Source organism: Rheinheimera sp. 1928-s, from assembly GCF_029269265.1.
Taxonomy (GTDB): domain Bacteria; phylum Pseudomonadota; class Gammaproteobacteria; order Enterobacterales; family Alteromonadaceae; genus Pararheinheimera.
The window spans coordinates 107220-121466 of the sequence record NZ_JARIXP010000008.1 but is presented as its reverse complement, the minus strand read 5'-3'; the positions used below and the strand labels follow the sequence as shown (position 1 = coordinate 121466).

Sequence of the window (14247 nt, the reverse complement as noted above, 5' to 3'; positions counted from 1 at the left end):
ATGGACAATCGCAGCTGGCCAGCTTTTATTCTGCACAGCCGCGCTTTTAAGGAACAGCAGTTGTTATTGCAGCTGCTGGTGCCTGAACTGGGCCGGGTCAGTGCTGTTATCCGCAAATCCAGCAGTAAAAAACAACAACGTTTGTCATTGCAGCCTTTTCAGTTATTGCAACTGGAACTGCTGGGTCGTTCTGAATTAAAAACGGTCAGTAAAGCGGAAGAAGCAGGCCCGGCCTTTTTGCTGCAAGGTGAAAAGCTGTTTGGTGCCATGTACTTAAATGAGCTGATTTGCCGGTTATGGCCGGAAAACGTTGGTTCCGACGCTTTATTTGAGTTGTACCAGCAGACTTTGCAGCAACTGTTAACCGACGAGCTGGAGCCTTGTTTACGTCAGTTTGAATTCTCCCTGCTGACCGAGTTAGGCCAGCCGGTTGACTGGGATTACGATTCAGAAGGTGAAGCTTTGCAGGATGGCGCTTTGTATCAGTGGTGGCCGGAGCAAGGCTGGCAAATTTCCGGCAAAGGCTGGAAAGGTGAAAATCTTAAAGCTATAGGCCAGCAGCAATGGCAGCAAGACGACGTATTAAAAACCGCCAAACAGTTAAGCCGTTTATTGTTAGCGCCTTTACTTGGCAGTAAACCTTTAACCAGCAGAGCATTATTTCAACCGATCAGGAAGTAGCTATGAGCGCCATTTATTTAGGTATCAATATCGATCACGTTGCCACTTTACGTCAGGCCCGTGGCACTTATTACCCTGAACCTGTGCATGCTGCCTTATTGGCTGAGCAATTTGGCGCTGATGGTATCACTGTGCATTTACGTGAAGACCGCCGCCATATTCAGGACCGCGATTTATTTGTGTTGCGCCAAACCATCGCTACTCGTTTAAATTTTGAAATGGCTGTGACTGAAGAAATGTTAGGTATTGCCGCTCAGTTAAAACCTGAATTCTGCTGTTTAGTGCCGGAAAAACGCCAGGAACTGACCACAGAAGGCGGTTTGGAAGTAGCAGGCCAGTTCGATAAAATTCAGGATGCAGTATTACGCCTACAGCAGGACAATATTTTAGTCTCGTTGTTTATCGACGCCGATGAAAAACAAATAGCAGCAGCGGCTAAAGCTGGTGCACCTTATATTGAAATTCATACAGGCCAATATGCTGAAGCGACGGATCCGAAAAAGCAAAAGGCAGAATTGGCGCGCATCACAGAAGCCGCGGCTTATGCCGCTTCCTTGGGTTTAACAGTCAATGCTGGTCACGGCCTGCATTACCATAACGTGCAGCCTATAGCAGCTATTCCAGAGATGTACGAGCTGAATATTGGTCATGCTATTGTTGCCCGCGCCATCTTTTCTGGTTTAGGCCCTGCTGTGGCTGAAATGAAACGTCTGATGGTGGAGGCGCGCCGTTAATGGCTATTGTTGGTTTAGGCACCGACATCATCGAAATTGCGCGTATAGAGCAAAGCCTGACGCGCTCGCCCCGTTTAGTACAAAGGGTACTCACTGAATCTGAGCAGCACATCTTAGCTGCTCATGGCCAGCCAGCCCGTTATTTCGCCAAACGTTTTGCCGCCAAAGAAGCCGCAGCTAAAGCGCTTGGCACCGGCATAGGCCGTGGTATCTCCTTCCAACATTTTATTGTCAGCAACGACCCTTCAGGTCGCCCTCAACTTGAACTCACAGGCCCGGCCAAAGAGCTGGCCGATTCAATGCAAGTGCGTTCGGTCTGGCTCTCCATCAGCGACGAACAGGCTTATGCTTGTGCGACAGTTATTTTAGAATCCTGATTAATCCCCTTAGTACTTGAAGCTGCAGCTTTGCGGGCGGGGATAAAGCTGCGCTTCTACCAGACATAATAAAACTGGTCAAAAGTACAAACTCAGCGTTAGTATCGAAACGGGCACATTATTGTTGCCTGAACGGGCTATGTTATTTATGCCCCGTAATGAGCTTATTTATTAAGGAAATTCAAATGTCTACAGTGATCAGCTTATTGGAAAAAATGGGCCAAGACGCCAATTTACGTTATGCCGATAAAACTACAGTGACAGCAGAGTTAGACCCGGCTTTAGCCGCTGCTATTCTGGCTGGCTCTCAGGAGCAACTGGCTGCAGTTTTAGGCGCCCGCACTAATGTAGTTTGTGGTGTTTACGCTGCTGAAGAAACTGACGAGCAGGAAGAAATTACATCATTGGCCAAAGTTGGCTAATCTGGTATCAAAGCTGCCTGAGGGCAGCTTTTTCGCAACTGTGATTGTGGCAGCAGGAGAAATCAATGCAAAAAGGTAGTTTGGTTTGTGTAGGCACTGGTATGACTTTGGGCTCTCATATCAGTCCTTTATCCCGCAGTTATATAGAACAAGCTGATGTGGTTTTTGTATTGGTGGCTGATGGCACTACTGAGCTCTGGATCCAGGGCATGAATGCCGATGTGCGAAGCCTGCAGCCTTATTATTCTGAAGGCCAGTCCCGTATGATCACCTATAAACAAATGGTCGCTGCTATGCTGGCTGAAGTACATGCAGGCAAAAAAGTTTGTGGTGCTTTTTATGGCCATCCCGGCGTGTTTGCCTGGGTGCCGCATCAGGCCATTAAAGAAGCTACAGCTGAAGGCTATAGGGCCCATATGGAGCCGGGTATTTCTGCTGAAGACTGTTTATATGCCGATTTAGGCTTAGACCCCGGCACTTATGGTTGCCAGCATTATGAAGCCAGCAATCTGATGTTTTATCAGCGCACTATAGACACTGCCGCTTATCTGATTTTATGGCAGATTGGCGTAGCTGGTGATAAGTCGTTGGCTAAATTCACCACAGGCAGCGCTTATCGTGACGTATTAGTGGAGCTGCTAAGCCAATGGTACCCGCTGGAGCATCAGGTGATTTTATACGAAGCCGTCACTTTACCTATTCAACAACCTCGTATCGAACGTTTGGCGTTGTCTGAATTACCTAAAGCCCAAATGGATTTAAAAACCACTTTAGTGATACCTCCGGCTACTGTAGCCAAAGCCAATCAGGTTATTCTGGATAAGTTAAAAGCTGTGGTGGCGCAAGAAGGTCAGGTATGACAGCTGACTGGGCTAAAGCTGCTGTTGCAGATCACTTTGTGATCCAAACAGCCCGTTTGTTAATCCGGCCTTTTATGCCACAAGACCAGCAGTTGTATCTGGATTTATACACCAGCGCTGAAGTGATGGCCTTTATTGGTCCGCCCCTTGATACAGAAAAAGCCAAAAATAGCTTTCAAATTGCGCTACGTCTCAATGCAAAAAAACCTTTTAAGCGTTTGTTTCTGGCGATATGCCGTGATGGCCACCCTATAGGTTTATGTGCGGTCAATCAGTGGCAATCTGAGGCGGCCACGGCTGAAGTGGGCTTGATGTTATTACCTCACTGGCAAGGTCTGGGGTATGGCACAGAGGCTAAATTGGCGTTCAGTCAACGAGTGCACCAAGTGTTCACTGGCGTGAAGATATGGACTCAGACTAACCCGGACAACAGGGCCGCAGTCCGCTCGAACATTGCTGCTGGTTATAGTGCTGACCCCGCTCAGTATGACAGATACTGGTATACACCAGACTGAGTCAAAGTATCTTTATAGCTATTTTCAGCAGGAAGACCTGCTTCCCTTGTGCTTTTAATTTTATCGTTTTACAGTGGATTCGGTTGTTGAGCCTGTCTGCGACATACTGCAGATCTTTCTCGTAAAGTCAGGGAGTTACTATGTCAGTTGTTATTCAGTTATTAGAAAAAATGGGTCAAAGCTCAGAGTTACGTTACGCTAATGCAGAGCAATTAGCAGAGTTAATGGCGGACACCGATCCTATGCTTGTAGCAGCGGTAATCAGTGGAGACCAGCAAGCCTTAGAGCAAATGTTAGGAGCCCGTACTAATGTTGTTTGTGGTGTGCATCCAGCAGATCAACCAGATGGTGATGAACCGGCAGAGCCGGAGCAAGAGCCAGAAACAGAGAAAATCAGCTTTTTGAAAGTTGGATAAATGTTGTTTTTAACAATCAACCCCAGGTTTATCAGAGGTGTGCGGCTTTTTCTGCTGCCGCTTCTGTTTGCTTGTTTTTCTACACCTGTCCTCGCCACAGTGTGGGTTGATAAACTGTTGTATTTAGACAGAATTAAAAGCAGTGATTTTCAAGAGTTTTCCGTAAAGCTGAATGAGCTGACGGCTGACGAAAATCAACTGTCAGGCTTTGAGCAAGAGTATTTAACGCTGCTGAAAGCATACAGTGCAGTGTATGAGGGCAATACTCAGCAAGCTCTGAGCATTTTGATGCCACTGATTGAACAGGCAGATACAGTTATTTCGTTCAGAGCAAAAGCTCTGGCCATCAATAGTTTGGTGTTGGTGCGTCGCTATCTTGATGCCTTTGTGTACCTTGAACAACTCATCATCCAGCTGGATATGGTCTCTCAGCCGGAAGCCCGTGAGCAGGGGATGAGGGTGATCGCTCTGATGTACAACCTGATAGGCAAATATGATTTGTCATTAAGTTATATCGATCAGCTAATTAATGAAAAGCCCAGTTCAAATGCGGTATGCGCCGCGCATCAGTTGAGAGCTGAAGCGCTGTATCTGTCTGGTCGTACAGATGATTTTCAGTTGAAATCTGCGGAAGGTCTGACCTACTGCACAGAACGCAATGAACCTTTATGGGCAAATATCATCGTGGCCCTTATCGCCAGACACAAGATAGACCTGAACGATTATCAAGGTGCGATCAGCTTGCTGCTGTCTCATAATAACCAGGTTGAATCTACCCGCTATTATTCATTAATACTGAAATTTGATAGTGTGCTTGCGCAAGCTTACTACGGTCTTGGTCAGGTTGATTTAGCAAAAGAACATGCGATAAAAGTTACTGATGCTTTAAAACAAGACAGATCCAGCTTAGTCGCGGCGGAAACATTTGCGGTATTACATCAAATTGCCAAAACTGAAAAAGACTATCAGCAAGCCTTGGAATATCACGAACAATATACCGCAGCTTTCACTGCTTATATGGATGATAAGTCAGCACAACAAATGGCTTATCACACAGCTCACTCAGAAATTCTGGCTCAAAATCAAAAAATTGCGTTGCTGGATAAAGACAATCAGTTGCTGCAGTACGAACAAACAGCACTGAAACATCAGGCTACCTTTAACAAACTGTTGATTGTTGCTTTAGTGGCGCTGGTGCTGGGCCTTGCCTTTATGGCTTACCGCAGTTTTGTCGCCCGTCAGCGCTTTAAAGCTTTGGCTGAATACGATGATTTAACGGCAATCAGCAACAGATATCACTTTTCAGCTTCAGCCAAAGAAGCGTTGGCTTTATGCGAAAAGGGCCAATTACCTGCCGCCCTTATAGTGTTTGATTTGGACCATTTTAAGCAAATTAACGACCAGTATGGTCATGCGGCAGGCGACTGGGCTTTACGTCAGACTGTGGATACCTGTCGCAATTTTATGCGCAATAACGACGTATTTGGCCGTATTGGCGGGGAAGAATTTGCCATTTTATTACCGGGCTGCCAAAGCGATAAAGCGCACTTGCTGGCCGATATTTGTCGGGATGCGATCAGCAATATAGATACCGCCGTTTCGGGTTATGAGTTTCAGTTAAGCGCCAGTTTTGGTGTCACTTCAGCGCAAATATCCGGTTATCATTTTACCAAGCTGATTGAAGATGCCGACACCGCCATGTACCAGGCGAAACAGCAAGGGCGTAACAAAGTCCAGTTCTTCCAAGGTTAATACTATCAATACCTTAGTTGGTGATTTTTGCCAGGCTTATTGAATCTTTGAGTTACTCCGATGTCAGAAACCTCAGCCTGACATTGGAGTGCTGTTGTGAAGATATGGATATTTTCTATTGTCGTTCATGCTTTATTGCTGTGGGCGCTCTCCTTTGTGGTGATCCCAACGCCTGAAAAGCCCTCAGCTTCAACTGTTATTCAAAGTTACAGTTACACTGCAATTCGGGCGAAACCAGCGCCAGCCATTGTTGCTGAACAGCAAGTGATCATTAAAAACAAAACACCACAATCTGTGCTTCCAGCTAAAAAAAATACGGCCGTTAGCAAGGCCAAAACTTCTGAAACCACAGCAGTGACTCCGGCTGCTGAACTAAAATCAGCCCTTGAAGCCACAGCCTATGCAGAAATGCGTGAGTCAAAACCAACCGAAGCGGCGGGCCCTATGTCGCTGGCTGATCGCGCACTTGCTTCTGTGACGGCTAAAGCCTCAGAGCCAATGACAGAGTGGAACCAACAACGTGAAGTGGTGGTCAGATCCATCAATCCGGTCGATACTGATCTGGCGCCTGATATGTTTAAACCAGTAAAAGCCTTTACCGACGGCAGTTCGTTGATTAATGCGCATGGGGTGTGTTGGAGAGTGCCGCCTCCTGATGCAGGTAAAAATGCACTATGGTTATTTGCAGGCACATCCTGCAATGACGATACCACGGTGGATCAAATCAAGGATATTTTGCAGAAACGTCGCACTTACGCTAATGATTAGCCTGATACTTTTGTTGGTGCTGGCTCAGTGACCAACGGCGGCCAGTTTTTGGCGTCCTGCAATAAGGATTGGATCCTGTCCTGCAGTTCAAATAACTCAGGTTCCAGTTGTTCAGCTGGTTTACCTTTTTTCAGTTCTGTTTCAATCAGTTCTGTCAGTTGTTTGATGACTGGCAAACCTGTGTAGCAGCTGGCTCCATGCAGTTTATGAATATGTTGCAACAGTTGTTCTGCATCTTGTTGTTGCATCGCCTGTTGAATCAAAGCCAGGCTTTCAGGTAAAGACTGCACCAGCATCCATAACATTTCTTTGGCTAAGTCCAGTTTGCCGCCTGCTCTTTGCAAAGCCAGAGTCCAGTCCAGCTGTTTGCTTTGTGGCAACTGAGTTTCACTGACAGAAGCTGCCAATGCTTGCTGGAAATCAGGGCAACATTCGCGCAAGGTGTAATGCAGTAATTTTTCATCCAGAGGTTTGGTTAAAAATTCACAAAAACCTAAAGCTAAAAGCCGCTCTCTTTCGCCCTCTAACGCATGAGCTGTTACAGCAATAATAGGGGTGGCTTCATTCAGCGAACTTTGCTGAATACGCTGACAAGCCTGAATGCCGTCCATCACCGGCATATTAATATCCATAAAAATCAGGTCGTAATGCTGCTGGTTGGCCTTTTGCCAAGCCTCAGCGCCATTACGGGCTGAATCGACCTGCTCGACCATTTCAGACAGCAGGGTATTAATCAGTTTTAAGTTGGCTTCGTTATCGTCCACTGACAGCACCCGCAAGCGGGCTTTGGGTTTGTCCTGCAACGGGTTTTGCTCAGGGAAATCTAAATAAGGCTGAGCCAACGTCATTGCCAGTTTGCGGTAATGTGCAGGTTTGGATAACACAGCTTTGGCGCCTGAGGCTTGTAATACTTCACGTAAATTCGGCGACAAGGTATTAACCAGCAAATACAGCTGTTCGCTGTGCAGTTGTAACTGCTGCAGCAATTCAATCACCTGATTCACCTGATTCAGTGAAATAGAGCGGCCAATCAGCGCCATATCAATTTGCGGCTGCAAAGCCAAAGTCTGGCTCAACTGGCTCATATTGCTGCAACTGATAATATTGAGTCCCCAATGATCCAGCTGAGCCAACATGGCTTCACGGGAATACTGCTGAGGCTCAAAATACAACACAGTTTTTTGCTTCAGCTCTGCCAAAGGCAAAGGTTCAGCTATGGATAAATGATGACGTTTGCACAGCAGCGTAAACCAGAAGGTCGAACCTTCGCCTGCTTTGCTGTCGAAGCCAATTTTACCGCCCATAGCTGTGACTAAACGCTGAGAAATCACTAAGCCTAAGCCTGTGCCACCATAACGACGGCCTATGCTGTTGTCGGCCTGAGTGAAACCGCCAAACAAACTTTTTTGCTGTTCTTCATGAATACCTATACCTGTGTCCTGCACTGAAAAGCGCAATTGCCATTGTTCATCCGGCATAGGGCGACAGCTAACGCGGATCACTACACTGCCTTGTTCGGTGAATTTAATCGCATTGCCGGCAATATTGGTCAGAATTTGATTGATCCGCATCGGGTCTGCTATTAAATCGTCAGGGCAGCTGTTTTCAACCAGCAAGACTAATTCCAGCTGTTTATCAAAGGCATTCGAGGCCAGTAACTCCACCGAATCATTTAATAAATCGCGTAATGAAAAAGGCTCGGGGTTAATCGGCATTCTGCCTTCTTCCAGTTTGGCGTAATCCAACACGTCATTGACCAGGCTTAACAAACTGTTGGCTGATTTTTGAATAGTGGCCAGATAATCCTGCTGGTTGTGCGTCAGGTTGGTTTTCAGCAACTGACGGGCAAAGCCAATAACAGCATTCAGTGGCGTGCGTAATTCATGGCTCATTTTGGCCAGGAAGTCAGATTTGCTGCGGTTATCTTCCATGGCTTTTTTACGGGACAGGTCCAGCTCGATATTTTGCATCTCCAGCTGTTCCATACTTTGTTGCAAGTCGCTGGTGGCCTGTTCAATGCTTTGCTGCATTTCTTCGTCATGGGTTTTCAGCGCCGTTGCCAGTGCATTAATGCCAGAGCGCAATTGCTCCAGTTCGCCTAAAAACGGTTGCTGCAACTGGCTTTGATACTGACCTTCCCGCAGTTGGTCTATCACATCGCCCATTTGCTGCAGAGGACTACTGACTTTCTTAATCAGGCGCAAACTGAAATACACACAAGCGGCAAGCCCTGCCAAAATAATCAGCAAACTGCTCAGCAAAGAGGTTTGTTGTGCCAGCATCACCTTGTCTTTGGCCACTTGTACTGAGATGTAACCTAGCGGCTGGTCGGCTGGATCTGTGCTGAAATCAGCCTGTTCCGGCAAAATAGGCGTGCGGATCACCAGCCAGTTGCCAAGGTCGGTGATGGTGCTTTGCTGCGGAATAGCGCTGTCTGGCTCGTACTTCAGCATGGCAAAGTCTTTATGATAATTGGTGGTGACAAAGAGCTCGTGGTCGGCATTAAAAATGGCGATACTTTTCACCAGAGCTGAGTTTTTTCTGTGGCTGACATCCAGCAAACGTTTGACGTCCTGCCTGCTGTTATGTAATAAGGCATGTTCACTGGCTATAGCTAAAGGCACAGCAATGTTTTCAGCCTGATCTTCCAGATACTGGGCTAAATCATGATGGCGGGCATAGCTAAAATAACCCCCAAGGCATAAACTGACCAGCAAGGTCGGCACCAGGGTGGTCAATAAGACCCAATCTCTTAAACCAATTTTCGTCATCTTTAGCGCTGCTTGATAGAATAGTCCGGAGCGAATTTATAATGACACAAGGCTTACCAAAAGCCCACCACAGGTACTAAGTCCAGATGGTCAAAATTTATCAGGCTGCCAAAGGCACCAGAGATAAACCTCAACAGTTAAAACAAATCGAAATACAGATCGAACGTCTGGATCACGAAGCTCAGGGCATAGGCTTTGAGCAAAAGCGCATTGTATTCGTCAGTGGTGCTTTGCCCGGTGAACGGGTGAAGGTGCAATTGACTGAACAAAAAGATAAATCAGCCAAAGGCAAAGTGGTCAAAGTTTTACAAGCCTCGTCATTGCGGCAGGCTCCGCTATGTAAGCATTTTGCCGACTGCGGTGGTTGTCAGTTGCAGTATCTGTCGGCTGAACACCAGTTGGAGCTAAAACAGCAGGGCGTGGATCAACTGATTCGTCATCAGACGGGTTTAACCAGTTTACCCTGGCTGACACCGCTGAAAAGTGCGGGTGAAGGTTATCGCCGTAAAGCCCGTATTGGTGTTTGGTTTGAGAAAAAGACGCAGCAATTTACTGTAGGTTTTCGTAAAGCCAACGACAAAGTTATTACCTCAATTGAACACTGTTTAGTGCTCAGCCCGGCTTTAGCGCCAGTATTTAGCGTATTGCAACAACAGCTGCCAAAACTGCAACAAGGCTCTGCTATTACTCATGTTGAAGCGCTCGATGCCGACGGTCAGGTGTATTTAATAGTGCGGCATATCCGGCCTCTGCCAGAATCTGATCAACAAGCACTGATCCAGGCCTGGCCCGAAGCCATATGGATAGGCGAAGCAGAGCCTGAACTTTATCAGCATTGGCAAGTCGGAACTGCAGAACCTTGTTATCAGTTGCCAGCACTGGGCTTAAAGCTGAAGTTTTCTGCCGCTGATTTTATTCAGGTCAATCAGGGGATTAATCAGCAAATGGTGCAGCAGGCACTGGATTGGCTCAGTCTGCGGCCTGACGATCAGGTGTTGGAACTCTATTGTGGTATAGGCAACTTCAGTCTGGCTTTAGCGCAGCGCGCCAAATGGGTGCACGGCCTGGAAGGTGTCACCACTATGGTGCGGCGGGCAGAAGGTAATGCAGTACTAAATGGCCTGAGCAATCTGAGTTTTAGTCAGGCTGATTTGCATTTGCCCTGGCCCAAAGCCGACTGGAATAAGCCGAAGTACCAAAAAGTACTGCTCGATCCAGCCCGTGCTGGTGCTGTGGGTGCAGTGGAGCAAATAGCGGCTTTAAGTCCGGCACAGATATTGTACGTGTCCTGCAATCCGATCACTTTTGCCCGGGATGCAAAAGTTTTACTGGCTTGTGGTTATCAGCTGGATAAAATCAGTGCGATGGACATGTTTCCACAAACCAGCCATCTGGAGTTGATGGCTTTGTTTCACAGGAGAAAGTAGCGAATGGTAACGGTAAGGCAATCACATAGCGCCGAATACCACCCAGGCGGCACTCAGAGCTGGTTAACTGCTTTAGGTTTACCTGAAGCAAAAATTAATGCACTGCTGGATGTCGAACTCTGGTTACATCAACAGAATTTAACTGATCAAGAGCCCGAAGTTCAGACGGGCTGGGAAATGGTCGAAATTCTGGCTGATTTGCGTATGGACAAAGATGCCTTAACCGCTGCCTTATTGTTTCCTTTGGTCGAGGCCAAACTGATTGATCTGGAGCAGGTGGAAACCCAGTTTTGTTCCGCCGTGTTGACCATGCTAAACGCAGTGCGCCAGATGGAAGCTATTCGTTCTATTCCGGTCGGGCCAAATCAAAGCAGCAACCCACAACAAGCCGACAACCTGCGCCGTATGTTGTTGGCCATGGTGGAAGATGTGCGCGCTGTGGTCCTTAAACTGGCGGCACAAATTTGTTACCTGCGTTCAGTAAAAAACGCTGACGAAGAAACCCGGGTACTGGCTGCCAAAGAAACCAATGCGATTTTTGGCCCGCTGGCCAACCGTTTAGGCATAGGCCAAATCAAATGGGAGCTGGAAGATTTAGCTTTTCGTTACCTGCACCCGCAAACCTACAAACAAATTGCCAGTTTGCTGGAAGAAAAGCGCCTGGACCGCGAACAATATATGCAGGATTTTGTCGGCTCAGTACGGCAAAAAATGCAGGACGCTGCTATTTCAGTGGAAGTGTACGGCAGACCTAAACATATTTTCAGTATCTGGAAAAAGATGCAGAAAAAGCAGCTGGCTTTTGATCAGCTGTACGATATTCGCGCCGTGCGTATTGTCACCACTAAGGTGCAGGACTGTTACGCCGCTTTGGGCATAGTGCATACGTCCTGGCGTCATCTGCCCAAAGAATTCGACGACTACATAGCCACGCCAAAACAAAATGGCTATCAGTCTATTCATACCGTCGTGCTTGGCCCTGCGGGTCGCCCTGTGGAGATTCAAATTCGTACTCATCAGATGCATGACGATGCCGAACTGGGTGTTGCAGCGCACTGGCGTTATAAAGAAGGTGCTGGTCATGCCGCTCGCGAAGGTCAACTGGATGAGAAAATCAGCTGGTTACGTAAACTTTTGGCCTGGCAGGAAGAGCTGGTCGATGGCTCGGATTTAGCTGAAGAGTTAAAAAATCAGGTCACCGAAGACAGGGTTTATGTCTTTACCCCTAAAGGCGATATTGTTGACTTACCTGTTGGCTCCACGCCGCTGGATTTTGCCTATTATGTGCACTCCAATGTGGGTCACCGCTGCATAGGCGCGAAAATTTCCGGCCGTATCGTGCCTTTTACCTATCAACTGAAAACCGGCGATCAAATTGAAATCTTAACGGGCCGCGAACCTAACCCAAGCCGAGACTGGTTAAACCCGAACTCAGGTTACTTAAAATCCAGCCGTGCTCGTTCAAAAGTTCAGTACTGGTTCCGTCTGCAGGACAGAGATAAAAACATAGCGGCCGGTAAAGATCTGCTGGATACCGAATTAAGCCGGTTGAATCTTAGTATCGACAATATTCCTAAAGTGCTGGCGCGTTTTAACGTCAACAGCATGGAAGAGATACTGGCCGGTATTGGTGGCGGTGAAATTAAAGTCACCCAGGTTGTGCATTATGTGCAAAGTCAGTCGGGCAAAATTCAACAGCCTGAAATTGACCCGCGCCTTATTAGCAAACCTATGTCGGCCCAGCCAAAAAGCCATGTGGTGGTGCAGGGCGTAGGTAACTTATTGACTCATATGGCCGGTTGTTGTCAGCCCTTGCCTGGTGATGCCATCGTTGGTTATATCACTCAGGGCCGCGGTATAGCTGTGCACCGTGATGACTGTGACCAGTTTAAAACTTTGCAGGAAGCGCATCGTGAACGGGTGGTTGAAGCTACCTGGGGCGATAAATACGCCTCAGGTTATGAGGTGACTATTCGTATAGTGGCGCACGACCGCAATGGTTTGTTACGGGATATCACCAGCATTCTGGCCAATGAAAAAGCCAACGTGCTGCGGATGAGCAGTAACTCAGATATCTCCCAGCAAACGGCCACTATCATTATGACGATGGAGCTGTATAACCTGGACTCACTGAACAAACTGCTGACCAAAGTTAGCCAGATTGATGATGTGATCGAAGCCAAACGTTTTCATTAAATTGCGAATTTAACAGCCAATAGCGCCGGAGTTTTAGCTCCGGTTGCTTCTTCTGCAGGATCTATTGTGTCACAACCACTTCAGCAACTATTAGCCATTATGGCCAGACTACGGGACCCACAAAACGGCTGCCCTTGGGATAAAGAACAAACCTACCAGACCATAGTGCCTTATACGCTGGAAGAAGCTTATGAAGTGGCCGACGCTATAGCTCGTGAAGACTATGCCGAATTAAAAGATGAGCTGGGTGACTTATTGTTTCAGGTGGTGTTTTACGCGCAGATTGCCAAAGAAGAAGGCCGTTTTGACTTTGACGACTGCGCTGCTGCCATTAACGACAAACTCATTCGCCGTCATCCTCATGTGTTTGCCGATATGAATTTGGACAGCAGCAAAGCTGTGCTGCAAAACTGGGAAGCCATCAAAACTACAGAACGCACCGCTTCTGGCAAAACCTCTGTGCTGGATAATATCCCGCTGGCGATGCCTGCTTTAAGCCGTGCCTACAAACTGCAAAAACGTTGTGCGCAGGTCGGTTTTGACTGGCCTGATGTAGAAGGGGCCTGGGATAAAGTGCAGGAAGAAATTCAGGAAGTGGCTGAATTACCAGCAGGCGCTGCTGAACTGGAAGAAGAGCTGGGTGATTTGATGTTTGCGCTAGTCAATGTAGTGCGTAAACAAGGTTTTGATCCGGAAAAAGTAATGCGCCAGGCTAATCAAAAGTTTGAGCGGCGTTTTCGGCAGGTGGAGCAGGCATTGGTGGATCAAGGCTCCAGTCCGGCCCAAAGCAACCTGGATGAAATGGAATTGTTGTGGTTAGAGGTAAAAAAACTGGAAAAACAAGGAAAAATAAAAATTTAACGATTAAAAATTGATCAAAACTTGACGCTTTTTTAATTTGTTCAATACTCTGGTCTGGAATAATTAAAATACAAAGCCAGATCAATGACTAAGATATCTCCCATTCTTCTTTCCGGTTTCTGCCTGCTTTTTTTAGGCTCTTGTGCAGAACCCTATAGCGCCCGAATTAAAGCCCCCGAACTGACGGTAGTGAACTCCACAGGCGAAACCATAGACCGTATTGTCGAACGTTCCTGCGATGCCAATGACGACAGCAACGACAGAGTATTAGCGCGAGAGCTGAAAACCGGCCGCAGTTTGGTGATCCCCTTGGCGGTGACGTGCAGCAATCTGGAAGCTTTTAACAAAGAAGGCAGGGTGGTTGGCCGCCAGGCCGAAGTGTCGACCCCACCGGATCTGTATTGGCAAATCTACTGATCTACTGAGGCTTTCTGTAGAGCAACATCCATTAAAAGAAAAAGGAATAA

At 47.2% G+C, this 14247-nt stretch carries 14 protein-coding genes; 13 read left to right on the top strand and 1 reads right to left on the bottom strand.

Annotation, left to right across the window (positions count from 1 at the left end; all coding sequences use genetic code 11):
* The 9 genes from recO to P3C17_RS18210 all read left to right on the top strand — a co-directional run bounded on the left by recO (position 1) and on the right by P3C17_RS18210 (position 6525).
* Positions 1 to 681, top strand: a complete 681-nt coding sequence (gene recO / locus P3C17_RS18250) for a DNA repair protein RecO (RefSeq protein WP_300930755.1) — start codon at positions 1 to 3, stop codon at positions 679 to 681.
* A gap of 2 nt (positions 682 to 683) precedes the next feature.
* The gene (gene pdxJ / locus P3C17_RS18245) at positions 684 to 1415 is read left to right on the top strand and encodes a pyridoxine 5'-phosphate synthase (RefSeq protein WP_300930754.1); all 732 of its coding nucleotides are present in this window, start codon (positions 684 to 686) and stop codon (positions 1413 to 1415) included.
* Positions 1415 to 1792 (top strand): holo-ACP synthase, encoded by a 378-nt coding sequence (gene acpS / locus P3C17_RS18240; protein WP_300930753.1) that lies wholly within the window; start codon positions 1415 to 1417, stop codon positions 1790 to 1792. The genes pdxJ and acpS overlap by 1 nt, the downstream gene beginning before the upstream one ends.
* 185 nt (positions 1793 to 1977) lie before the next feature.
* Positions 1978 to 2214: a hypothetical protein gene (locus P3C17_RS18235; protein WP_008898011.1), complete on the top strand. Its 237-nt coding sequence runs from the start codon at positions 1978 to 1980 to the stop codon at positions 2212 to 2214.
* Between the two features lie 65 nt (positions 2215 to 2279).
* Positions 2280 to 3074 carry an SAM-dependent methyltransferase gene (locus P3C17_RS18230; RefSeq protein ID WP_300930752.1) on the top strand — a complete coding sequence of 265 codons (795 nt, stop codon included), beginning with the start codon at positions 2280 to 2282 and terminating at the stop codon, positions 3072 to 3074.
* Complete coding sequence (locus P3C17_RS18225; protein ID WP_300930751.1) at positions 3071 to 3589, top strand: GNAT family N-acetyltransferase; 519 nt, start codon at positions 3071 to 3073, stop codon at positions 3587 to 3589. The genes P3C17_RS18230 and P3C17_RS18225 overlap by 4 nt, the downstream gene beginning before the upstream one ends.
* Positions 3590 to 3729: 140 nt before the next feature.
* Positions 3730 to 4005: a hypothetical protein gene (locus P3C17_RS18220; protein ID WP_300930750.1), complete on the top strand. Its 276-nt coding sequence runs from the start codon at positions 3730 to 3732 to the stop codon at positions 4003 to 4005.
* Positions 4006 to 4104: 99 nt separating this feature from the next.
* Positions 4105 to 5757, top strand: a complete 1653-nt coding sequence (locus tag P3C17_RS18215; protein ID WP_300930749.1) for a GGDEF domain-containing protein — start codon at positions 4105 to 4107, stop codon at positions 5755 to 5757.
* A 96-nt stretch (positions 5758 to 5853) separates the two neighbouring features.
* Positions 5854 to 6525, top strand: a complete 672-nt coding sequence (locus P3C17_RS18210; RefSeq protein ID WP_300930748.1) for a hypothetical protein — start codon at positions 5854 to 5856, stop codon at positions 6523 to 6525.
* On the opposite strand, the gene barA is transcribed toward P3C17_RS18210, so the two are convergent.
* Complete coding sequence (gene barA, locus P3C17_RS18205; protein ID WP_300930747.1) at positions 6522 to 9296, bottom strand: two-component sensor histidine kinase BarA; 2775 nt, start codon at positions 9294 to 9296, stop codon at positions 6522 to 6524. The genes P3C17_RS18210 and barA overlap by 4 nt on opposite strands.
* Before the next feature lie 86 nt (positions 9297 to 9382).
* Here barA and rlmD point away from each other — a divergent pair, with 86 nt between their 5' ends.
* From rlmD to P3C17_RS18185, 4 genes are all read left to right on the top strand, one after another.
* Positions 9383 to 10723, top strand: a complete 1341-nt coding sequence (rlmD, locus tag P3C17_RS18200) for a 23S rRNA (uracil(1939)-C(5))-methyltransferase RlmD (protein ID WP_300930746.1) — start codon at positions 9383 to 9385, stop codon at positions 10721 to 10723.
* Between the two features lie 3 nt (positions 10724 to 10726).
* Positions 10727 to 12919 (top strand): GTP diphosphokinase, encoded by a 2193-nt coding sequence (gene relA, locus P3C17_RS18195; RefSeq protein WP_300930745.1) that lies wholly within the window; start codon positions 10727 to 10729, stop codon positions 12917 to 12919.
* A gap of 66 nt (positions 12920 to 12985) precedes the next feature.
* Positions 12986 to 13780, top strand: coding sequence for a nucleoside triphosphate pyrophosphohydrolase (gene mazG / locus P3C17_RS18190; RefSeq protein WP_300930744.1), 795 nt, complete (start codon positions 12986 to 12988; stop codon positions 13778 to 13780).
* An 84-nt stretch (positions 13781 to 13864) separates the two neighbouring features.
* Positions 13865 to 14197, top strand: a complete 333-nt coding sequence (locus P3C17_RS18185) for a hypothetical protein (RefSeq protein ID WP_300930743.1) — start codon at positions 13865 to 13867, stop codon at positions 14195 to 14197.
* Positions 14198 to 14247: the final 50 nt, after the last annotated feature.